Here is a 20,822-nt window from a genome sequence, read left to right on the forward strand (position 1 = left end):
CTCTCCTGGTCCTGAAGGGTCGGCTAGGAGGGGGTGTCCATCGGGCCGCGGCCCGCGCGCAGTACGCGGGACAGGCCCAGGGCGGCCGTCCGTACGGCGGGTGCCAGCTGGGCGGGGTGGAATCGGCCGCGGGGCACCGCTACCGAGAGCGCGGCCACGGCGGTCGGTCCGTCGAAGACGGGTGAGGCGATGCAGTTCACGCCGACGGCGGCCTCCTGCTCCTCGTAGGCGAGTCCGGAGACCTGGATCTGCTCGATGGCGGTACGCAGCCGCACGGGGTCGGTGACCGAATGGCTGGTGAGGCGGGGCAGAGGTTCGGCCAGTACCTCGTCCACGAGCCCGGGACCGGAGAACGCCAGCAGCGCCTTGCCGACGCCTGTGCAGGTCAAGGGAAGCCGGCCGCCGATCCGGGACGGCAGGGACAGCGTCTGGTGGCCGTGGATCCGCTCGACGTAGACCACCTCGTGTCCCTCCCGTACGCCGAGGTGCACGGTCTCGTGCGTGGCTTCGAACAGGTCTTGGAGGAACGGCAGCGCCGCCTCGCGCAGGTCCAGTCGGCGCGGCACCAGGGAACCCAGCTCGAACAGCTTGCCCCCGAGCCGGTACGCCTCACCGTCACGTTCGAGCAGGCCCAGGCGTACCAGATCCGCGCACAGGCGGAAGGCGGTCGTCTTGGTCAGCCCCGTGCGGGCCGTGATTTCCGTGAGACGGAACCTTCCGCCGTCCGGGCGGAAGCAGTCGAGCACGGCAGCCGCCTTGTCGAGCATGTTCCCCTGCGTGCTGTTCCGTGTCATGGAACATATTTTGCCGCCATCCGGACCGCACATCTATACCTGTCAACGACCGGCGGCAGGCCACCGACACCTCTCTGCAACCGCCGACTCCCCGACACGGAGGTAACCGCATGTCCGCTCCGCATCGCCGCACCACGTCGTACCGGGGGAGAGCGTGACCGCCCGCGAGTCCGGCGACGCCGTCGTCAAGGCGGCGGCCGCTCTCCAGGAGGCCGCCCACTACGGTGTGCCGTGTGCCCCCGTGCGCTCGCTGCTGCCCGAGGCCGACGTCGAAACCGCCTACGCGGTACAGCGCCTGCACTTCGAGCGTGCCGTCGCCGAAGGGCGCCGCCCGGTGGGCCGCAAGATCGGTCTCACCTCGCCCGCGGTCCAGCATCAACTCGGCGTCGACCAGCCCGACTTCGGCACCCTGTTCGCCGACATGGCAGTCCCCGAAGGGCAGCCGATCGCCCCGGGACGGCTGCTCCAGCCGAAGATCGAGGCCGAGGTCGCCCTGGTCCTGGGCGCCGACCTGCCCCACCGCGAGCCCACCGTCGCCGACCTGCTGCGGGCGACGGCCTTCGCGCTTCCAGCGCTGGAGATCGTCGACAGCCGCATCGTGAACTGGGACATCACCATCGTGGACACGGTCGCCGACAACGCCTCCTGCGGCCTGTTCGTCCTCGGCGGCACCCCCGTTCCCCTGGACCGCGTCGACCTGCGCGCGGCGACGATGAACCTGACCAGGAACGGCGAGTCCGTCTCCCGGGGGACCGGCGCCGACTGTCTGGGCAGCCCGCTCACCGCCGCCCTCTGGCTCGCCTCCACCCTGGCGGGCCTGGGCGATCCGCTGAAGGCGGGCGACATCCTGCTGACCGGTGCGCTCGGGCCCATGGTCCTCGCCGGCGAGGGCGACGAATTCACCGCACACATCGAGGGGCTCGGCACGGTCACGGCCGCGTTCGCCTCCGCCGCCTCGGAAGGAGCCGGAGCATGAGCACGAAGGTCGCCGTCATCGGGTCGGGCAACATAGGCACCGACCTGATGATCAAGATCCTGCGCCTGTCGGAGTCGCTGGAGATCGCCGCGATGGCCGGCATCGACCCGGACTCCGACGGCCTGGCCCGCGCCCGCCGCCTGAAGGTCGCCACCACTCACGAGGGGGTGGACGGCCTCGTGGAGCTGGACGAGTTCGCGGATGTGGAGATCGTCTTCGACGCCACCTCGGCCGGCGCGCACCGTCGCCACGACGAGATCCTGCGCTCCCGGGGGCGCAGGGTCGTGGACCTGACGCCCGCCGCGCTGGGACCGTACGTCGTCCCGCCGGTCAACGGCGACGCCCACCTCGACGCACCCAACGTCAACATGGTCACCTGCGGCGGCCAGGCCACCATCCCGATCGTGGCCGCCGTGAACGCCGTCACGCCCGTCCACTACGGGGAGATCGTCGCCTCGATCTCCTCCCGGTCGGCGGGCCCCGGCACCCGGGCCAACATCGACGAGTTCACGGAGACCACCTCGGCGGCCATCGAGCGGGTCGGCGGGGCGGCCCGCGGCAAGGCCGTCATCATCCTCAACCCCGCGGAACCCCCACTGATCATGAGGGACACCGTGCACTGCCTGATCGGCGACTGCGACGACGCCGCCGTGACGGCCTCGGTGGAGGAGATGGCGGCCCGCGTCCAGGCGTACGTGCCCGGCTACCGCCTCAAGCAGAAGGTGCAGTTCGACAAGGTCACCGCGGACGACCCCCTGCGCCGTCTGCTGCCGGGAGCCTCGCGGACCACGGAAGCGGTCAGGGTGTCCGTGTTCCTCGAAGTCGAAGGCGCCGCCCACTATCTGCCCGCGTACGCCGGCAACCTCGACATCATGACCTCGGCCGCCCTGCGCGCCGCCGAGCGCATGGCCGCCCACCAGACCACGGAGGTGGCAGCCCGATGACTTCCCTGTACGTCCAGGACGTCACCCTCAGGGACGGCATGCACGCCGTCCGCCACCGCTACACCCTCGAGCAGGCCCGCACCATCGCCGCCGCCCTCGACTCGGCCGGGGTCACCGCCGTCGAGATCGCCCACGGCGACGGACTCTCCGGCTCCAGCGTCACCTACGGCGTAGGCGCCCACACCGACTGGGAGTGGATCGAGGCGGTCGTGGACGCCGTGACCCACGCCGTGCCCACCACGCTGCTTCTGCCGGGCATCGGGACCGTGCGCGACCTGAAGCAGGCGCACGCCCTCGGTATCCGCTCGGTCCGCGTGGCCACCCACTGCACCGAGGCCGACATCTCCGCCCAGCACATCGACGCCGCCCGCAACCTGGGCATGGACGTCGCCGGGTTCCTGATGATGTCCCACATGGCCGAACCGGCCGAACTGGCCCGCCAGGCGAAACTGATGGAGTCCTACGGCGCCCAGTGCGTGTACGTCACCGACTCCGGCGGCCGGCTCACCATGGACGGAGTGCGCGACCGCGTCCGCGCCTACCGCGAGGTACTGAAACCGCACACCGAACTGGGCATCCACGCCCACCACAACCTCGGCCTCGGAGTAGCCAACTCGGTGGTCGCCGTCGAGAACGGTGTCACCCGTGTCGACGCCTCCCTCGCAGGCCAGGGTGCGGGCGCGGGCAACTGCCCCCTCGAAGCCTTCGTCGCGGTGGCCGATCTGATGGACTGGCAGCACGGCTGCGACCTCTTCCCGCTGATGGACGCGGCCGACGACATCGTCCGGCCCCTGCAGGACCGCGAGGTCCGCGTCGACCGCGAGACCCTCACCCTCGGCTACGCCGGCGTCTACTCCAGCTTCCTCCGGCACGCGGAGACAGCGGCCCGCCGCCACGGCATCGACACGCGCGACATCCTCGTAGAGGTGGGCCGACGGGGGCTGGTGGGCGGCCAGGAGGACATGATCACGGACATCGCCCTCGACCTCGCCTCGGCAGGCATGCCCGCGTGAGCGAGCACCGCACGGGCGTGGTCCCCGCAACCGAGTAGGGACCACGCCTTTGGTTCGGTGACGCTTGCGTGGCGACTGGCTGGACGACTTGCACGACGCCTGGGAGGGCGGCGCGTCTGCCTGAGTCCGCACACCGTGCACTGTGCGGCGAGACCCGATGCCAAAGAGGCCGGGACCGTCCTCGCTGGTCACCATCCGCGTGTTCCGGGTGGACCTTTGAAGGGGCCGTGGACGTCTTTGGTGATCCAGCCGCCGTAGAAGTCTCCTTCTTGGGCCTGTACGACTTCGCCGTCGACGAGACAGCGGTCGACGCGGCCGGCATAGAAGGCGAAACAGTCCCGGAGGGCTGCATAGGCGGGTTCAGGGTTGGAGTAGCTCCAGGCTGCCTGGTCCCGTACGTCGTCGCCGATGACCACGTCCCAGTAGCGGGCGCTGCCTTTCCACTCGCACCAGGACTGGCCGTGGCCGGGGATCAGCAGCTCCGTGTGGATGTCTTCCGGCGGTATGTAGAACGTCGGAGGGTGACTGGTCTCGAGCACCCGCAGGGCGTGTCGTGTCTCGGCGATGATCTGGCCTGCACATTCGACCCGAACGGGGCGCTCGTCCCGCAGTACGGCAGGAGGCCGCGGGTAGTCCCATACGGACTCGATGCCGCGATCGGTGAATTCGGCCATGGCGTCTCCTCACCCTGAGGGGAGCGCACGGTCGGCGCTCGTTACCTCTTCTCCGTGTGACGGGCTCCCGGATGAGGTGGGCCGAGGATGAGCTGGCGGATGGCCTGTAGGCGGGTGGTGTGGGTGTGGGCGTGGTTGTCGGCTCGGAGGATCCGGCGCTCCTCGGCCTGGGCGAGTACCGCGGCTGTGGCGTGCTCTGGGGTGTCGAGGGGAGCCGGAGAGAAGCGGTCGCCGGCTCGGGCGTGCTGTCTCCAGTTGTCGCGCCAGAACTCCACCCTCCAGCCCGGCCACATTTCGGGTACTTGGTATGCGTGTGGCGAGGAGTAGAGGGACCACCAGCCCAGACGGCGGTGTTGCGGGTCGAGGTGGATGCCGGAGTTGCGGTGCAGGCGGCAGATCTTGTGCCGGGGTGCGTGCATCAGGCGGTTGAGCAGGGCGGCGCCCTCACGGACGGGGTGGTCGAAGGCGTCGGAGGCGACATGGCAGCGCTTGGTGCCGATCGTGATCACGACACCGCCTGGATCAGGCCCTGCCAAGTCCTCGTCGTCGGGAGCCAGGAACGGGGCCGGGGAGAGATCCGGATCGCGGCTGCGGACGTAGTCCGGGTCCAGGCCGAGGTACTCTCGCAATTCGGCCGGGCCGTCGTACAGCCAGCGGACGTCCCAGCCCGGCCAAGCCGCTCGGATCAACGCGAACGCGGCCGCCCGGTGGCGGAGTTCGGTGGTGGGCCCCTCCCAGGCGAAGATGAGGAGTACCTTCCGGCCGAGGTCGAGCAGTATCCCGCCCTGGGCCATGGTGTCGTCCAGCCACCAGCCACCAGCCGTCCTGGCGGAGTTCGGGAAGCATGGCGAACACCGACGCCGGCCCGTCCAGCAGGTCGAGATCGATTCCGACCGCCCAGCCGGTCCGGTACAGCTCATGTGTGCCGTTCTCACGGACCACGATGATGTTGGCTCTGTCTCCCATCGGGTCAGAATCGCCGGGCGGGAGGCTGTCGGCCATCCGTTTTCGGAGGCTGCGAGGTTCCGGCGTCCGGCGAGTGAAGGCGTACTGACTACGAGCGGTCCGGGCGGTCATGACGGGGTTGGTGAGACTGCGCCGAGACGCTTACCGGGGTGCGTGGCTGTTGCGTGGCTGGAGGAATAGTTCATCGACGTAGCACCACGCCCATGTCTCGTCGTCCGGTTCGGCGGACTGCGCCAGCGGGTGGCCGCTCGATTCGTAGTGAGCGGTGGCATGGGCGCCAGGCGCGCTGTCACTGCATCCAACATGGCCGCATGTGAGGCAGAGTCGCAGACGCGTCTCGTCGCGACCCTGGGCGGCACACTCGAGGCAGGTGCGGCTTTCGGGGATCGGCGTAGGGCCTGCTTCGGCGGCATGGGCACAGCTGTGGCCCTGCGGACGGCCGGCGTCGGGCCGTACCACCCATTCGGTCATGGTCGCCTCCTTCAGCTGCCGGCCGTCCGCCCCTGAACCGTCACCACTGTTTCGCGCGTTCGGGTACGGGCGGATGCACGACCGTTCACCCAAGCACGCTCAGCTGACCGGCCGGTGACCACGGTGGGCGGATCCGGCTGCGAGGGCGAGGTCGATTCCCGGCGGGCTGGTGAACATCTTGCGGTTGGCGAAGTTGCGGTATCCGGCGCGCTGGAACGCCTTGGCCATGCCGATGTTGTCTGCGTCGCAGTCCCCGCGGATCTCGCCGAAGCCCGCGTCGACCAGTACGTGCGTACCCCGGGCGACCACGGCGGTGGCGTAGCCCTGGCCCCGGCTGGCCCGCGCGACCGCGACCAGGCCGATCACCGCCGAGTTGGGCGTACGCGCCGGCATGCTGATCGCCACGGGTGTGTCGGCCGCGTCGTAGCCGATCTCGAACCAGCCGGGCTCGTGGTCCATCTCCAGCATGTCGGCGATGTTGCGTTCGGCTGCGCTGCGCAGGCCGTGCTCGGCGATCTCGGCCTGGAAGATCGAATCCTTGGTGTCGGTGAACGTGTCGGCCAACAGCTCCACGAACGGGTCTTCGCCCAGGTCGGCCAGCGAGTGCCAGTGCAGCCGCTCGTCCTGGGCCGGCACCGGGTCGCCCAGGGTCCATTCGAAGCGGCGGCCGTCGCGGGCGACGGTGAAGCCGGCGCCGGCGAGCAGGGTCTCGCGCAGCCGCGGATCCCGTTGGAACTGGGGAGCCTGGGCCGGCGCGTCCAGCACATGTCCCTGGGTCTGCGCGCCGAGTCCGAGGGCCTGCTGGGCGGCGTGCGCCAACAGCACCTGTCCGGTGTCCGGGTCGCCCGGTTCCAGCAGCACGATGTCCATCGGAACGTCGCGTCCGGGGATCGTCCACAGCACCGCGTTGCCCGCCAACCGGCCGTCACGTTCGGCCACCAGACACCACTCCGGGCGGGTGCACCCGCTCTCCAGAAGCCCCGTCAGGTAGGCAGCGGTGGCCGCATTGCGTTCGTCGTCGTCCGGAAAGGTCGTCAGCGCGGGTATCTCGTCGGGTCGGGCAGTGCGGATTGTCAGCATGGTCGAATCCATTCTCAGGAGATCTTCGGCAGAACACGAAAGGTACGTAGGGGAGCGAGGCAAGGGAAGCGGCTCAGGCGAACAACGGGCAGGCAGGGGCGAGCAGAATCGCCGTAGGCAGAACCGGGCACTGGACAGCCATCGCTGAGTCTGCCGAGCGGGATTCCGCCGATCCCAGGTGCACCTCATCCGGGTTCCCGTCGCACAGGGAAGAAGTAGCGAGCGTGCGGACAGCGCGCCCGCACTCGCGACGTGGACACGCCAGGGCCGAATTCACCGACCGCAGCGTCGAGTCCGTCTGGGACGCCCCCCCCGGCCCCCTGCCGTTCTGCGGGACGACCGCCCCATCCGGCTCGAAAGTGGTGACCATGTGATCGCCGAGACTCGACAGGCATCGCGTGTGCTCGAGACGAGTCACCCACCGACGTTCTCCATCCTGCCTTGGTCAAGGGCACGTCACCGCCCTCAGGGCGGGGAGATTTCCCGAGCGAAGCCGACCGCTCCTATGCAAGATTCCGCAGTCCCATGAGCACTCTCTCGAGGAGAGTCACCTGCGGTCTGCCATCCGGCGCGTCACCGTCGTCGAGCTGTTGGACGAGGACGAAACCTGACTCCGCCAGGTCTGCCACAAGGATTCGAGCAACCCCGAGAGGGATCGAGAGAATCGCCGAGATCTCGGCTATCGAATTCACACTTCGGCAGAGAATGCATATGCGATACGCCTCGGGAGAAAGCCCGGACGCTTGCGACAGGTCGACTGTCGTGCTGACCAGCGCTTCGATCGGGAGCCGGTGAGTCGGCCGCGTACGACCTCCGGTCATCGCGTAGGGGCGCACCAGTGCGGAGGGCTTCGCGCCGCGGTTGACGGGTGCTTCGCCGTGGGGAGGCCGTGGCGCGGTCGAAGGGTGCCGATCCGCGCCGAAGCCTTCACCGCGGGAGAGCGACACGTCTACTCCCGCCGGACGGCGCTGCCGGAGGGACGACTCCACGATGGGTCACGTGCGGCGCTTGCAGTCCGTGCCGTCCCGACTCGGTCCGGCGGTCCAGAACCGGTGGGGTCAGCAGTCGGCGTCGAAGCGGGGCCGAGTTGCTCCCACTCCGCCTCGCGTAATCGATTACGGTCCTCGTCACGGAACGGACTGTAGACGGTCACGGCATCGGGCGGCTGCCCTTTGCCCAGGTTGGGTCAGCGCCGCAGAAACGGGCATATGCCAACGGTCGGCTGTCACTCGGCGAGGGGAGACTCTCGGACGAAGCAGTCGAGCGCTGAGCGGGCTCGGCAGGCGACGTGGCGACCCGGATGTGGTGTCCGTGGTTGTGTTCCCATAGAAGTGCCCATGGATTCGACATGGATTCGATGGTCGCCGACTTCAGCGCGCGCATCGTTACGTTCCCATCGTCGAGCAGCTGATCGGCAGCGGCGCCTCCGGCGCGCCGTCGCGCGCGCAGCCTGCCGTGCCACCACCATGCCCAGGCACGCCAGAACCGCCGTGCCGGCGGGCGGTACTGTTCGCGCAGGACCCCCATGCCTGAACCGGATCACGCTGCGGGCGTCGACCCGCCCCTCGCAGATCGGCCCTGGCCGCGGTGTGGCGGCAGCACGCCGACCCTGTTGTGACCACCCGGTCATTCTGCCGGCCGGTCGGCCCGCAGTGCTGCGTCAACGAGGCGGTTTCTACCCTCAACAGGCTTACCTGTCACACCCGTTGACATCCGTTGAGAGGCGCCTCCATGATGACCGGGTGGTCATATGACCGTCCGGTCACACGGAGGATCGCCCTATGCCAACCCCCACCTGGACCCGGCTGTCGCCCGCCCGCCGTGAGCGCATCCTGGTAGCGGCGATGGACGAGTTCGGCACCCACGGGTACTCCACCGGCAGCCTCAACGTCATAGCCCGTGAAGCGGGGGTCGCCAAAGGTTCGCTCTTCCAGTATTTCTCGGGCAAGCTCGACCTCTTCACGTACGTGGCCGAACAGACCTCGCTGCGCATCTATGCGCACATGCAACCCTGGCTCGACGGCTACGACGGCACCATCGACTTCACCACCCATCTCGTCAACTCGCTGGAAGCCTGGCTCGACTACTTCGCCGGCCAGCCCCTGGAACGCGGGGTGACCGCCGCCACCAACATGGAGATGGACCCCGCGGTCCGCAACGCGATCCGGGTGCCCGTCAACGCCATCTACCTGTCCGGCCTGCGCCCCCTCCTCGAACAGGCCGTCGCCACCGGGGACCTGCGCAAGGACGCCGACCTCGACGCGCTGCTGGCCTTGCTCCTCGTACTCCTGCCCCACCTCGCGCTCGTCCCCCACGTCCCTGGCCTGGACGACCCCCTTCCACTCACCGGAATCCACGCCGAAGTACGGCGCGAAAACCTCGGCCGACTGGTCGCACCTCTGCTGGCCGACTACAGCGCCAGAGACCGGGATCGACCGACTCCCTCCCCCTGAACGATGACGATTCCGGTGGTTCACCCGCAGGACTTCCTGGACTTCCAGGATCGCCAGGCACCGCGCCCCGTCCCGGAGGAGTCATGTTGAGGTCGTCCGCAGGCTCCACAGACACTCGGCGCGGCGGCTGAGCGATCACGCCCTGGCCGCAGGCAGGCAGTCACACCGCACCTCCCCTCACCGCCTTGCGGCGTCACCAGGCTTCGAGCTCTTCGCGCGAACCGAGCAGCCACGGACAAGCACAACGGCCCGGTGCGGCTCAGTGAGCTCTCGACCCTGCTCGGATCCGGCCGGCACCCCCAGATCCACCGCTCGGGCACACGGGTGCACCCGCGCGGTGCGCTTCACCGACTCACCAGTCGGAGGGCACCTGTCCATCACGGAGACGTACCACCAGAAATCACTGCTTCATCCCCACAGAAAAGGTGATCTCGTGTTTCGTACACTCCTGCGGTCCATGACCGCGGTGCTGCTGACCGCAGCAGCCGCCCTCACCCTCGCACCGGCAGCCACGGCAACCCCGGCGCCCTCGGTCCAGGCAGTCGACCCCTCCGCTCCCGGGTCGTTCCCCGTCGCCTACACCGACCTCACCGTGTCAGCTGCGGGCCGTTCCTACAGCGCGCGGGTCTGGTACCCGGGCACCACGGCCGGCGCCAACGCGCCAGTGGCCACCGGCACCCACCCGGGCCTCGCCTTCGGCCACGGCTTCTTCCAGGCCATCACGCAGTACGAGAGCCTGCTCAAGCATTACGCATCCTGGGGCGTCATCACCGTCGTCCCCAAGTCCCAGGGAGGCCTGTTCCCCAGCCATTCCGCGTTCGCCGACGACCTGAACGCCGGCCTCACGTGGCTGACGGCACAGAACACGACGGCAGGCTCACGCTTCGCGGGCCGCGTCGACACCACCCGCTACGCCGTCTCGGGACACTCGATGGGCGGCGGCGCGGCACTGCTCGCGGCGAGCCGGAACCCGGCCGTCAAGTCCGTCACGACCCTTGCCGCCGCGGAAACGAACCCGTCGGCCGTCACCGCCTCCGCATCCCTCGGCATACCGGTTCAATACGTGGGCGGAAGCGCCGACTCGATAGCCGGTGTCGCCGACAACCAACAGAAGATGTACGACGCCAAGCCCTCCCTCACCCAACTTCGCGTCATCACGGGCGGGTTCCACTGCGGGTTCGAGGACAGCTCCGGCTTCGGCTGCGACAGCGGAACCATCACGCGGGCCGCGCAGCTGAAACTGACGTCCGGCATCACCACTTCCTGGCTCCTCTACACCCTGGGCATCGACACCTCCCTCTCCGACCAGGTGTGGGGATCAGCCGCCCAGAACCTGGCCGGCGTCGTGTACTCCGCGAAGCCCTGAGCGATTCCGTCCGTCGACCACGTGCGGCAGGGGCCGGTGAACATGCCCTGTGAGGAAGCGGGGCCCTACCGATACTGACGCCGGGCGCCGTGCGGGTGGCCAGAAGGAAAGGCACTGGCCACCCGCCTGCCCGGGCCGCCGTTTGGTCTGCGGTCTCGGGTCGCGCCAGAAGATGGTGTACTCGCCGGTGAGGCGGCGGGCCATGAGGTCGGTCATGGCGATGTGGAACATGGCTTCGGAGCGATGGGGCAGGGTTTCGTGACCGCGGGCCAGGCGGCGGTGGAGCATGGCGTCGCCGAGTTCGCCACCGCTCACCTCGTATCGAGCGGCCACCCCCTCGAACGGTCCGGGGAGTCGGGCGAGGAAGCATGGGCCTGGTGCCACGTCGATGAGGTGTTCTTGTGTCCGCGCGACGGCTGCTCGCCGCGGTGGGCGGTGAAGACCGCCTTCCCCGCACCCAGTTGGCGTTGTCCTTTTGCACTCCGCATGGATGTATGGCCACTACATGGTGTCTACTTCTTCCGGAGCGGTCCCCTCCTGGGCCGTGCGCCGGTACAGCACGGGCCCCACACCCGTCGGCGGCACCAGGGCACCACCGTCGAAGGGGCAGGGTGTGGAGAGCATCACCAAGAACAGGCAGTCGTCCGAAACGCTGCGCGCCATGATCGAGCGCGCCTACGGGGCCGACCGGGTCCCGACCGGTGAGGGGTGGGCGACCGAGCTGGGGCACGGCTGGTTCAACGTCGCCTACCGGATACGCCTGCGGGACGGCGCCGAGGTCGTCCTGAAGATCGCCCCGCCGCCGCACGTGGAGGTGATGACCTACGAACGCGGCGCCATGTCGACCGAGCTGGCCACGATCGAGCTCCTGCGCGAGCACACCTCGGTCCCGGTGCCGGCCGTCGACTTCACCGACCGGAGCCGTGAACTGTGCGACGCCGACTGGTTCTTCATGCCGTACGTCGACGCCGACAACCTCGGCGTCATCGTCGCGTCGCTCCCGGCCGTCGAGCGCGACGCCTGCATGGAGCAGGTCGGCGCGGCCAACCGGGAGATCAACTCCCTGCGCGGCGCGGCGTTCGGGCCGCTGGACGGCCCCGGCGATCCGAGCTGGCGGCGGGTGTTCACCGGCATGCTGGAGGAGGTCCTGCGCGACGGTGAGCGCCGGAGCGTCGACCTCGGCTGGTCCTACGACACGGTCCGCGCGGTCGTCGCCGAACACGCAGGCTGCCTCGACGAGGTCACCGAACCGCGTCTGGTCGAGTGGGACCTATGGGACAGCAACGTCATGGTCCGCGACGGAAGACTCGTCTGCGTCATCGACCATGAACGCGCCTTCTACGGAGACCCGTTGATCGAGGCGGGCTTCACCGGCCTCCAGCTGGCCGCCTTCGGTGACCCGACGGCCTTCATGCGCGGCTACGGCCACGGCGAACTGACCGGGACCCAGCAGGTGCGCCGCCGCCTGTACGGCCTCTACCTGATGCTGATCATGGTCATCGAGACCGTCTATCGCGGCCACGCCGACACCAGTCAGTACGACTGGGCCCGCCCTCACCTCGACGAGGCGATGGCGTCGCTGGGCCGCACCCGGCGGTGACCACCACCCCGGACTGCCCGCGTCCCCGACGTCACCACGCGCCTCGGCACCGACCCGGTGGGCCCGCTGCTCCTGTGGTCCTGCGCCCAGACCACCGCCGCTGTCGGCGCGTACGGCGTCTATGCCCTGACCAAGGCCTGGTTCGTCGGCCACGGGGTGGGCGACGCCGCGATGGCCGCGGTCAACCTGGCCGCCCCGCTGCTGCTGTTGCTCGGCGCGGTGTCCACCGCCGTCGGCGCGGGCGGCGCCTCCCTGATCTCCCGTGCTCTGGGCACCGGCGATCGGGAGGCCGCCGCCCGCGCGGCCGGAAACTCCTTCACCCTGTTCTGGCTGTGCGCCGCCACACCACTACGCTCGGTCTGACGTTCCTCGACCCGCTGCTCACCTTCCTGGGCGCCCACGGTGAACTGCGCGAGACGGCCCGCCCCTACGCCGTGATTCCTGGTGTGCGGGGCCCTGCTCTCCACGGGTTCTCCAGCCTGGTCCGTGCCGAAGGCCGCACCGGTTACGCGTCTCTGTTGTGCCTCGTGGCCGTCGCCGTGCAGATCATCCTCGACCCGCTGCTGATCACGCGGCCACCGCGTGGTACGTCCCATCCGGCAGCGACACGATCGGAGGCACGGTGCTCGGAGCGGAGGGCTTCTGGACGGCCCCGGCAGGCGTTCTCACACTCGCGATCACGGTTGAGGCGGGCGCGGAGATCCTGCTGTTCCGGGACCCCCACCTCCAGCGGCTGCGCCGTGCCGGAGAGCGGATCTGATCGTCAGTCGGTCCGCGACACGGCCTCGACCACGCTGATCTGATGGATCTTGCGCCGACGCGGGCTGCAGTGGACATCGACGACGTCCCCTACCCGGAACCGGTCCTTGAGCTCCGGGTTCCCTGCGCGGGAGAACATCGGCCGACTCCACTGGTCGACCTCGAAGGACCAGGCTTTCCGCGCCGCCGGGTCCTCGATGGAGCAGCAGTAGTGCGTGACATCCGTGTGCGGGTCGTCGTGGTGAGTGTCGTAGTCCCAGCGCGAGATGACGGCACCACGAAAGCTCGAGTCGTCGGGAACCGCGAGGACCCGACGGCGGGCCGGCAGCCACAGGCCCCACAGCAGTACGCCGGTGAGCACCGGAGCGGTGTCCCATTCCCAGCCGAACGGCGGGCGCGCGGTCAGGGTCGCCACGACCACGGCGACGAAGGCGGCGCAGGCGGTCACGGTCAGCACCAGGAACTGCCACAGGTGGCCCCAGCGCGGGGTATCCAGCGGCCCGGTGTCCACGACGTGCCACGATCTGCCGTACGAGGACCAGATCCGCTGCGGCTCGCGTACCGGAAGCGCCGATTCGGGACCAGCCGCTCCCACCTGGCGTTTGGGCAGCCGATGCTCTCCAGCGCGGTCGTGGGTCCGCCACTCGCGCGCGGCCTGCCGTCCGGCGGCTGTCAACCTGGGCCCGGATTCGAGCGGGACGTCCGACAGCGGCACCAGCCCCAACAGGCTGAGCACGAGGACCATTTTGAGAAGGATGCGCGTCGACTCGGGACTGAACGAAATGCCGGCCCACAGGGGGCCGAACCAGGCCGCGAGGGCTACACCCCGGTACAGCAGCGTCACGTACTTGTTCCGGGCCGGCCGTATGAGGCCAAGAGCGGTCGCCTCGTTGCGGACACTGTTCTGAAAGCCGCGCCACCATACCCAGAACTCGTCGCCGTCGCCCGGCCCGAGGGCGCCTATCGGCACGCGGTCGACACCGTTTCGGCAGAGCCGGCGGATCCGTTCGACCATCAGTTCCTCGACGGGCCGCAGCGGCGCCGAGTCGGCGGTCTGCGCGACGATCCGTACGGTCACCGTACCGTCAGCTTTCTCGTCGCCCCGCAGTCGGCCCGTGCGGACCATTTCCAGGGCGGTGGTCTCGATGCCCTTCGGAGTTGTCTCCCCATCTCCCAAAAGCAGGTTCACCACACCCGCGGTCAGCATTCGGTATTTCATACGCCCCCTAGAAATATGACCGAGACGACTGTAGATGCTCTTGAGGATCACCGCATCGGGGAATTCACGCAGCCGAGGCATCATCGAAGCCGATGTCCGAGCCGAGAGGGAGTTAAGGCCGACCTTCCTCGGTTCGTGATCGCTCGATCGACCTACCGTTCGCCGTACGAGCCGACTGTTCGTCATATGCATGCCGGGACGCGGGTATGGACCGAAGACCGTATCCGAGTGGCTTATGGGACGAGCAATGGGCGTTGATCGAAGGGTAATCCCCGTCCCCCTGCTGGCCCAAGCAACGACGGTGCTCTGCCTCCACTGCCCGAGTTCGTCCTTCGCACCCCAGTCGCCCGTGCCCTGGTGAGCCGCGTTCAGCGTTCTGACACGAGCCGGCCACGCGCTATCTGATCATGAGGGACAACAAAAGGCGGGCTGCGACCTGGGCCTTCGTCGTGGGGGCAGTGACGAGAATCGAACTCGCCATCTCAGCTTGGGAAGCTGCGGTCGTTTGGGGCGGTCGAGGTTGCTGCCCTGGGTGTTCGCCTGTTATCGGGTCTCATCTCCCTTGGCCACTTTCACCGTGGTTCCCCGGGTGTTCCCCGCTCTATCCGGTGCGCTTGTGGTGCGTCGGTGGTGTCCTGACCCGGTGCCGTCGACTTGTCGGCTCCACCGTACAGATCGGCCCGGAGACGCTCTTTGGCCGCTTCAAGACGTGGGCCGTAGTCGGGCATGACGATCTCGCTCAGCGTCGAGTCCAGCGTTCCCGAGATGGTGTAGATCGGTGACCAGACGGCTCGGTCAGGCACGATCCCTTCGAGGTCGTTGGACTGGAACATGACTTGATAGAGCCAGTCCGACAGCACGAACGCTTGATCGTGCGTGAGCCTGATGGTGATCGCTTCCTTGTCCACGGCCTTAACTTAGCTGCCTCGAACGGCGGTTCAGGGTTCGATTTCGGTCACCATCGAGCGCCCTTCCGTGGCCCACGACGGCCCGTGAGGGCGCTCGTGCCTGCTGAACAGCGGACTGATGAACGTGGGCGATCTGAGCGAGAGCGGGTTTGAGCCCTGGCCGGAGCATGGTGCCGAACTCCAGGCCAAGCCGGTCGCGAGACTTGAGGGCTTCGACTGGTTCCCTCAACTCGGGGCTATGTTGCGGTAGTCAGCATGGAACTGGGGCTGGCGGGAAGCGCAGGCCACTTCGCCGACTGGTGTCGGCCGCCTGCTTTGCAGTCTGGCGTCATCTCAATCAGGTCGATCACAGGGGGCGTCGACATGGGTCGAGGCCCTACGCCTCGCCGATCGTCCACTGAGGCCCGGCGTCGATCGCTGCCGCTCGCGCTTGTCGGTGTCAGCGCTGGTGTTCGGACGCCGCAGGTGGTTCATTACTTGTCTGCTCGGTAGAGCTTGATGTTCTTGTTGACGAAGAGGTGGACGTAGCCGCACTGCCAGCAGATCAGGCCGGTGGCGTTCTCGTTGGCCCAGGCCAAATTCATGAACTCCATGCCGGCGCTGTTGAGCAGGACTTCGCGCTCTCGGAACAGATCCCCGTGGCAGACCTGGCAGTTGAGCCAGACATCGCCCAGTGCTGCACGTACCGGCTTCTTCGCCATCGCGTGAACGCCCCCGTCCTTGCTGTTCATGGTCGAAGTGAACCTATGTCTCCGACATGCGCATGCCTCTGACTTTGAGCAAGATCAGAGGTTGCCCGCGATCGCAGCACAAGCGCTGGACAGCATCGCATCACTCTCGGCCCTCATTCCGTCCGCCGGCGACGCACGTCTGGGGAGCGAACCTGGTTCATGGCGTCCAGGTGGGGCGCCCTGCTGGACGAACGACCAGGACGCCACGGGCCGCGTCTGCTCGGCTTTGCCTGGGGTGTCGGTGGACGGGATGGGAGCTCCCATGCTCGCCACGATGTGCCCGCGGCTTGGAACGGGCTCGGACAACACTTTCGTCGTCATGCAGCCCGACGAGGACGACCTGTCTGGTTCGCGTCGGTCACCGTCCTGGATGGGGCAGCTTCGAGTTCGTCCGCAGAGACACCACCCGGAACGAGCACGAGGCCAGCACCGCAATGGCATCGAACTCACTCGGCCCGAGACCGGAGTCTGCGGCGGAGCCGGACCTTCGATGTCCCCGAAGCAGACCAGGCCGAGGGCGGCTGCTGCGCCCCGGTACCGCAACTCATCCAACTCGGCGCGAACACCGCCACGGAGGAAGCGCCGACGGGTGGCTGCTGCGGCTCGGACCACCCACGACACCCCCAGAGTAATCGTGGAACTCTCGTTCCTCCGTCCCTTGTACGAGGTGGCCGGCTCCGTGGTGTCCGTCCACCTCGATACCAGCCGAGAAGACCAAGATGCCGACAAGCGCATCGAAGTCACCTGGCAGAACCTTCTACGGGATCTCGAAGGCCTGGGCGCTGATGCCGCCACGCTCGATGTCCTCGAAGCCGCTGCCGGTGGGTCACCCGAAGTGGTGGGACCGCAGGGAGAGTCGCTCTTCGCGGCTCACGGCCGACTGCTGGCCGTTCACACCCTCGCCGCCCCTCCCCAAGGCGAACCGCGCCGTGGTGGGGCCGGTGGCGGATGCTGTGGACACCGTGCTGGACTGGGACCGGCAACTGCCACATGTGGTGGTCGCGATCGACCGCCAGGGCGGAGACATCGACGGAACCGGCGTGGCGCGTTCAACGATGCGCGCAGTCGCTCGTTCAGCGGGAGCACCCTGCACATCCTTCGAGTGAAGGCCGGAGGTCCGTAGAAGGCTTCGTACGACCGCCGGACCGAGAATCTGTGGTCCATGAACGCCGCCGGCGTGGCCCAAGAGATCGGTGAAGCCGTATCGGCCGTCGACGCTGCGGTCGTCTTCGTCGGCGGTGACGACAAGGCGACAGCCGCACTGCGCGAGCAGCTGACCCTGCAAGGGCTCGACGTCGACATCAGCGACGTCTCCGGCGGCAGGGGTGGAGGCGACGCCCTCACAAGTCTGCGCAGGTCGGCGGACGAAGCATTGGCCGCGGCGTCGAGGAGAGACCTCGACGCCGAATTCGCCGACTATACCGCCAAGGCCGCTCAGGACAGCGCTGTCTCGTCCATCCTCTCAAGTCGGACGCGCTCGCTGAGGGGCGCGTCGCAACGCTGCTGCTCTCGACGGACCGCAGCAACGGCCCGATCAAGTGGCCCTGTCGGCCTGTGAACTCGAATCGGGACCTTCCTGGATCGCCTACGCCGAAAACGGGGAATGCCTCTCGTCCTTCGATCCGCTCTTTCCTGACGACGACCATGGAGAACTGCGGACGAGGTCGGCTGAGGCGCGGACGTTCCTCAACACTTCGTCGCGCACGCCTCGGCCCGGATCACGCCTCTCGCACCAGTGACATCCAAGGTGGTCGCTGCTGGTCGGCGACGCATCGGCGACCGGCTTCCCTGTCAATGGACAGCTCCTGTCCGGCATGGTTTGTGCCCAAGTGGGTTACCGGTTCGGAAAACGCGGAACCTGCGGGGACTCCGGTCGCTCCTGGTAGGTGAACTTCGAGTCCAACGTGAGGGCGCGGCGGGCTTGTTCTGTCCTTTGCCGCGTCGGTCCGGCGCCGTTTCTTGCCTGCTCCGTCGTGTGCCCGTTCCGCCTTGGCCGCAAGAGGGGGCCGATAACGCACCGTTCTTCAACGCTCGGGCCAGTGTCGGCCTTAACCCCCTCCAGGCTGTGTCTTGTCCGGGTTCAGGCAGTCGCGGTCAGCGAGGGCCGGCCTGAGCCGGCGTGGCGACCACCGACCACCGATTGCCGGGCAGTTGCTCCCGCTCCTCCTGTCCTCCACATGAGAAGGCCTACCAGTGATCCATGAGAAAACGCCCGTGTTGGTCGACGAGTCAGGGGAGGGGGTGAATGGCCGGCCGGCCTCCTGGGGGCGGCGGCTGCGGGACTTCGGGCACGTCGGGCGTCCGTCTGTGTCCGTGCGCGAGCGCCTGGTCGTGCCGTTTCCCGAACCCGGGTCATGGCTTTGGCGCACACTCGGGTTCTCCCCGGCAGCGGGGCGCCGGCTGGCGCGCTGGTCGCAGTGGGGCGGGCCGCTGCTGGTGGCGCTCCTGGCCGGGCTGCCGCGCTTTTGGCGCCTGGGCAGCCCGCGGACGGTCGTGTTCGACGAGACGTACTACGCCAAGGACGCCTGGTCGATGCTGCGGTTCGGCTACGAGGGCACCTGGCCCAGCAGCAAGATCTCCGACCCGCAGATTCTCGCCGGTCCGCAGGTGATCCCGCTCTCCGACACCGGGTCCTTCGTCGCGCACCCGCCGACGGGCAAATGGGTCATCGCCCTTGGCGAGTGGATCTTCGGCCTCACCCCCTTCGGCTGGCGTTTCATGACGGCGCTCCTTGGCACGCTGTCGGTGCTGATCCTGTGCCGAATAGGACGCCGCCTGTGCCGTTCGACGCTGCTGGGCTGCCTGGCCGGAGCGCTGATGGCCGTGGACGGTCTGCACTACGTGATGAGCCGCACCGCGCTGCTCGACCTCGTCGTCATGTTCTTCGTCCTGGCGGCGTTCGGCTGCCTGCTCATCGACCGCGACAGCTCGCGGGCCCGGCTCGCGGCAGCTCTGCCGGTCGACGAGGACGGCCGGGTGCGCCCGGACGGACACACCGGCGACCGTGCCGGGACGGGAGCGCGACCCTGGCGTCTTGCCGCCGGCCTGTGCCTGGGCCTGGCGGCCTCGACCAAATGGAACGGCCTGTACTTCCTCGCCTTCTTCGTGATCCTCACCCTGCTGTGGGACGTTGGCGCTCGCCGCGTGGCAGGAGCGCACCGCCCCTACCGCGCGGCGCTGCGTAAGGACCTCGGCTGGTCGGTGCTCTCCCTCGCCCCGGTCGCTGTCCTGACGTACCTGACGGCATGGACCGGCTGGTTCCTGTCCGACAATGGCTACGGACGCCACTGGGCGGACGCCCGGGGTGGCACATGGTCGTGGATCCCGGCTCCGCTGCGCAGCCTGTGGCACTACGAGCACGCCGTCTACCAGTTCAATGTGGGACTGAGCACTCCCCACAAGTACCAGTCGAACCCCTGGAGTTGGCCGGTCCTCGGTCGCCCTGTGCTGTTCCACTACCAGTCGCCGGCACCCGGGCAGGACGGCTGCCACGCGACGGCCGGCTGCGCACAGGCAATCCTCGCCCTGGGAACGCCGCTCCTGTGGTGGTTGGCGTGCTGCGCACTCGTGTACCTGCTCTACCGATGGGCGCTGCGCCGTGACTGGCGCTCCGGCGCGATCCTCTGTGCGGTAGGTGCCGGCTATCTGCCCTGGTTCCTCTACCAGGACCGCACGATCTTCTCCTTCTACGCGGTCATCTTCGTGCCCTACCTGTGCCTGGCCGTGACGATGATGCTGGGAGCCTTGTTGGGTCCTGCGGGAGCGACTCAGGGGCGCCGCATACGAGGTGCTGTGGCCGCGGGCCTGCTGGTCCTGCTCATCGCCTGGAACTTCATCTACTTCTTCCCGGTCTACACCGGACAGACGATCCCGTACGCCGACTGGCACGCCAGAATGTGGCTAGACACCTGGATCTGAGCCCAGCCACCCGCCACCCAGTACGCGGCGCTGCGCGCGTCCTCGACCCGACGGGAGCCGATCCGGCGTCCGTCACCGGGGCTGCGAACGATGCGAACGCTCACGCCATTCCGCACTGCCGGGGGACCGGGCGGCGGCCCCCGGGCAGTCTGCAGGTCACCCCCCCCACGGGGCGGGCGTGGTCGGGCCTCTGGGATTTCCATGGCGACCGCTTTTGCCCATGCGCTGACTGAAGTTAGAGGGGAGGGGGCAGGAATGGGCGGCGCGGCCACTGTCATAGATCAGGGTGGCCGCACCGCGCCCATTAGCAGCCGGCTTCCGTCAAGGCTGTGTGCGCGACCCGAATCTATGGAAGCGGCGTAAGGCTAGAAATTCTTGGGGCTCAACCGGGACCACGCGTGCCGGATGTGCTGGCAGCAGCGGGCCCGGCTGCGCCGTACAACCGGCGATCTGCGGCTGTCGTATGCGACCGTGCTCGAGAGCGGCTGCATCCAGCTCTCCTTCGCCAACACCCGCCCCCAGGAACGCCGCCCCGCACCCCGCACGTCGAAACCCGGCCACCTCCAGCCCCCCCGCCCCACCCGCGGCCGGGGCCTGGGGCCGGCCGGGGCACCGCCGGCCGCGGCTCGGCTGGCGCCCTTGGCACCCGAGGTACCTTCGGCGCCTCTGGTGTCGTTCGCCCACCGCCAGCTGACCTTGTTCCAGAGCCCGCCACACCGGCTCACCGCCGCACGCGCGATCCCGCGTGACCCGGTGCTGGCCGCGTGGCTGCAGGAGGAGCTGGCTGCCTGGGCGCTGTCACGCGGCTGGTCGAAGTCCCATTCTGGCCGGGCCCGCCGGGGCTGCATATTGTGCTGGCCCCCGTGCACCCGCAGGACTCTTCGATCAGCCGGGCGGGCAGGCCCAGCGGCGTCAGCTGATGGATCAACGTCGTGGGGACCGGCGCGCCT

19 protein-coding genes and 3 pseudogenes are annotated in these 20,822 nt (G+C 68.5%); 12 read left to right on the forward strand and 10 right to left on the reverse strand.

Features of this window, described 5'->3' with window-relative positions; all coding sequences use genetic code 11:
- Positions 1–23: 23 nt before the first annotated feature.
- Positions 24–767, reverse strand: a complete 744-nt coding sequence (locus IO36_RS32750) for an IclR family transcriptional regulator (protein ID WP_037625260.1) — start codon at positions 765–767, stop codon at positions 24–26.
- Positions 768–948: 181 nt separating this feature from the next.
- On the opposite strand from IO36_RS32750, the gene mhpD reads away from it, so the two are divergent.
- Genes mhpD through dmpG form a run of 3 tightly spaced genes read left to right on the forward strand, consistent with a single transcriptional unit; the run spans position 949 to position 3,727 of the window.
- Positions 949–1,770, forward strand: a complete 822-nt coding sequence (gene mhpD, locus IO36_RS32755) for a 2-keto-4-pentenoate hydratase (RefSeq protein ID WP_037625262.1) — start codon at positions 949–951, stop codon at positions 1,768–1,770.
- Positions 1,767–2,714 carry an acetaldehyde dehydrogenase (acetylating) gene (locus IO36_RS32760; RefSeq protein WP_037625263.1) on the forward strand — a complete coding sequence of 316 codons (948 nt, stop codon included), beginning with the start codon at positions 1,767–1,769 and terminating at the stop codon, positions 2,712–2,714. Before mhpD ends, IO36_RS32760 begins: the two co-directional genes overlap by 4 nt.
- The gene (gene dmpG / locus IO36_RS32765; RefSeq protein ID WP_037625265.1) at positions 2,711–3,727 is read left to right on the forward strand and encodes a 4-hydroxy-2-oxovalerate aldolase; all 1,017 of its coding nucleotides are present in this window, start codon (positions 2,711–2,713) and stop codon (positions 3,725–3,727) included. The genes IO36_RS32760 and dmpG overlap by 4 nt, the downstream gene beginning before the upstream one ends.
- Positions 3,728–3,915: 188 nt before the next feature.
- Here dmpG and IO36_RS32770 read toward each other — a convergent pair whose 3' ends face one another.
- The 5 genes from IO36_RS32770 to IO36_RS45160 form a co-directional block, all read right to left on the reverse strand.
- Positions 3,916–4,401, reverse strand: coding sequence for a DUF427 domain-containing protein (locus IO36_RS32770; protein ID WP_037625267.1), 486 nt, complete (start codon positions 4,399–4,401; stop codon positions 3,916–3,918).
- A gap of 41 nt (positions 4,402–4,442) precedes the next feature.
- The gene (locus IO36_RS32775; RefSeq protein ID WP_037625269.1) at positions 4,443–5,195 is read right to left on the reverse strand and encodes a hypothetical protein; all 753 of its coding nucleotides are present in this window, start codon (positions 5,193–5,195) and stop codon (positions 4,443–4,445) included.
- Positions 5,196–5,508: 313 nt separating this feature from the next.
- Positions 5,509–5,838 carry a UBP-type zinc finger domain-containing protein gene (locus tag IO36_RS45155; protein ID WP_078943588.1) on the reverse strand — a complete coding sequence of 110 codons (330 nt, stop codon included), beginning with the start codon at positions 5,836–5,838 and terminating at the stop codon, positions 5,509–5,511.
- A gap of 99 nt (positions 5,839–5,937) precedes the next feature.
- The gene (locus tag IO36_RS32780) at positions 5,938–6,918 is read right to left on the reverse strand and encodes a GNAT family N-acetyltransferase (RefSeq protein WP_051901115.1); all 981 of its coding nucleotides are present in this window, start codon (positions 6,916–6,918) and stop codon (positions 5,938–5,940) included.
- A 503-nt stretch (positions 6,919–7,421) separates the two neighbouring features.
- Positions 7,422–7,739: a DUF742 domain-containing protein gene (locus tag IO36_RS45160; RefSeq protein WP_078943591.1), complete on the reverse strand. Its 318-nt coding sequence runs from the start codon at positions 7,737–7,739 to the stop codon at positions 7,422–7,424.
- 960 nt (positions 7,740–8,699) lie between these two features.
- Between IO36_RS45160 and IO36_RS32785 the strand changes: the two genes are divergently transcribed.
- Both IO36_RS32785 and IO36_RS32790 read left to right on the forward strand, forming a co-directional pair.
- On the forward strand, positions 8,700–9,371 hold the full coding sequence (locus IO36_RS32785) for a TetR/AcrR family transcriptional regulator (protein WP_037625271.1): 672 nt from the start codon (positions 8,700–8,702) through the stop codon (positions 9,369–9,371).
- A 433-nt stretch (positions 9,372–9,804) separates the two neighbouring features.
- The gene (locus tag IO36_RS32790; RefSeq protein WP_245173564.1) at positions 9,805–10,737 is read left to right on the forward strand and encodes an alpha/beta hydrolase family protein; all 933 of its coding nucleotides are present in this window, start codon (positions 9,805–9,807) and stop codon (positions 10,735–10,737) included.
- Positions 10,738–10,878: 141 nt separating this feature from the next.
- On the opposite strand, the pseudogene IO36_RS48565 reads toward IO36_RS32790, so the two are convergent.
- Positions 10,879–11,034, reverse strand: a pseudogene (locus IO36_RS48565) (IS5 family transposase); the annotation flags it as partial.
- Between the two features lie 316 nt (positions 11,035–11,350).
- Here IO36_RS48565 and IO36_RS32795 point away from each other — a divergent pair.
- The 3 genes from IO36_RS32795 (at position 11,351) to IO36_RS48575 (ending at position 13,097) form a co-directional block, all read left to right on the forward strand.
- Positions 11,351–12,337, forward strand: coding sequence for a phosphotransferase family protein (locus IO36_RS32795; RefSeq protein WP_037625276.1), 987 nt, complete (start codon positions 11,351–11,353; stop codon positions 12,335–12,337).
- A gap of 57 nt (positions 12,338–12,394) precedes the next feature.
- The gene (locus tag IO36_RS48570) at positions 12,395–12,700 is read left to right on the forward strand and encodes an MATE family efflux transporter (protein WP_245173565.1); all 306 of its coding nucleotides are present in this window, start codon (positions 12,395–12,397) and stop codon (positions 12,698–12,700) included.
- A 259-nt stretch (positions 12,701–12,959) separates the two neighbouring features.
- Positions 12,960–13,097, forward strand: a complete 138-nt coding sequence (locus IO36_RS48575) for a hypothetical protein (protein ID WP_245173566.1) — start codon at positions 12,960–12,962, stop codon at positions 13,095–13,097.
- A 3-nt stretch (positions 13,098–13,100) separates the two neighbouring features.
- Here the strand turns inward: IO36_RS48575 and IO36_RS32805 are convergent, their stop codons facing one another.
- From IO36_RS32805 to IO36_RS32815, 3 genes are all read right to left on the reverse strand, one after another.
- Positions 13,101–14,507, reverse strand: a complete 1,407-nt coding sequence (locus IO36_RS32805; protein ID WP_158997627.1) for a DUF2207 domain-containing protein — start codon at positions 14,505–14,507, stop codon at positions 13,101–13,103.
- 380 nt (positions 14,508–14,887) lie between these two features.
- Positions 14,888–15,223, reverse strand: coding sequence for a hypothetical protein (locus IO36_RS32810; protein ID WP_245173567.1), 336 nt, complete (start codon positions 15,221–15,223; stop codon positions 14,888–14,890).
- A gap of 473 nt (positions 15,224–15,696) precedes the next feature.
- Positions 15,697–15,954, reverse strand: coding sequence for a hypothetical protein (locus tag IO36_RS32815; RefSeq protein WP_037625279.1), 258 nt, complete (start codon positions 15,952–15,954; stop codon positions 15,697–15,699).
- Positions 15,955–16,393: 439 nt separating this feature from the next.
- On the opposite strand from IO36_RS32815, the pseudogene IO36_RS48580 reads away from it, so the two are divergent.
- The 4 genes and pseudogenes from IO36_RS48580 to IO36_RS32825 form a co-directional block, all read left to right on the forward strand.
- A pseudogene (locus IO36_RS48580) lies at positions 16,394–16,560 on the forward strand (flavoprotein); the annotation flags it as partial.
- A 113-nt stretch (positions 16,561–16,673) separates the two neighbouring features.
- Positions 16,674–17,060 (forward strand): hypothetical protein, encoded by a 387-nt coding sequence (locus IO36_RS47165; RefSeq protein ID WP_158997629.1) that lies wholly within the window; start codon positions 16,674–16,676, stop codon positions 17,058–17,060.
- 35 nt (positions 17,061–17,095) lie between these two features.
- A pseudogene (locus IO36_RS43440) lies at positions 17,096–17,512 on the forward strand (hypothetical protein); the annotation flags it as partial.
- A 656-nt stretch (positions 17,513–18,168) separates the two neighbouring features.
- Entirely contained in the window at positions 18,169–19,872 is a 1,704-nt protein-coding gene (locus tag IO36_RS32825; RefSeq protein WP_425535565.1) for a dolichyl-phosphate-mannose--protein mannosyltransferase, read from the forward strand.
- The last annotated feature ends 950 nt before the right edge of the window (positions 19,873–20,822 follow it).

The sequence above is a fragment of the Streptomyces aureus genome (genome assembly GCF_000725495.1).
Lineage (GTDB): Bacteria > Actinomycetota > Actinomycetes > Streptomycetales > Streptomycetaceae > Streptomyces > Streptomyces aureus_B.

What these genes read in the sequence shown, in the direction of transcription:
- IO36_RS45160 (WP_078943591.1), bottom strand. Translation starts at nt 7,739, where the DNA reads ATGACCGGAGGTCGTACGCGGCCGACTCACCGGCTCCCGATCGAAGCG.
- IO36_RS32805 (WP_158997627.1), bottom strand. Translation starts at nt 14,507, where the DNA reads ATGCATATGACGAACAGTCGGCTCGTACGGCGAACGGTAGGTCGATCG.
- IO36_RS32815 (WP_037625279.1), bottom strand. Translation starts at nt 15,954, where the DNA reads ATGAACAGCAAGGACGGGGGCGTTCACGCGATGGCGAAGAAGCCGGTA.
- dmpG (WP_037625265.1), top strand. Translation starts at nt 2,711, where the DNA reads ATGACTTCCCTGTACGTCCAGGACGTCACCCTCAGGGACGGCATGCAC.
- IO36_RS32750 (WP_037625260.1), bottom strand. Translation starts at nt 767, where the DNA reads ATGCTCGACAAGGCGGCTGCCGTGCTCGACTGCTTCCGCCCGGACGGC.
- IO36_RS32775 (WP_037625269.1), bottom strand. Translation starts at nt 5,195, where the DNA reads ATGGCCCAGGGCGGGATACTGCTCGACCTCGGCCGGAAGGTACTCCTC.
- IO36_RS32780 (WP_051901115.1), bottom strand. Translation starts at nt 6,918, where the DNA reads ATGCTGACAATCCGCACTGCCCGACCCGACGAGATACCCGCGCTGACG.
- IO36_RS45155 (WP_078943588.1), bottom strand. Translation starts at nt 5,838, where the DNA reads ATGACCGAATGGGTGGTACGGCCCGACGCCGGCCGTCCGCAGGGCCAC.
- IO36_RS47165 (WP_158997629.1), top strand. Translation starts at nt 16,674, where the DNA reads ATGCCGACAAGCGCATCGAAGTCACCTGGCAGAACCTTCTACGGGATC.
- IO36_RS32785 (WP_037625271.1), top strand. Translation starts at nt 8,700, where the DNA reads ATGCCAACCCCCACCTGGACCCGGCTGTCGCCCGCCCGCCGTGAGCGC.
- IO36_RS32770 (WP_037625267.1), bottom strand. Translation starts at nt 4,401, where the DNA reads ATGGCCGAATTCACCGATCGCGGCATCGAGTCCGTATGGGACTACCCG.
- IO36_RS32760 (WP_037625263.1), top strand. Translation starts at nt 1,767, where the DNA reads ATGAGCACGAAGGTCGCCGTCATCGGGTCGGGCAACATAGGCACCGAC.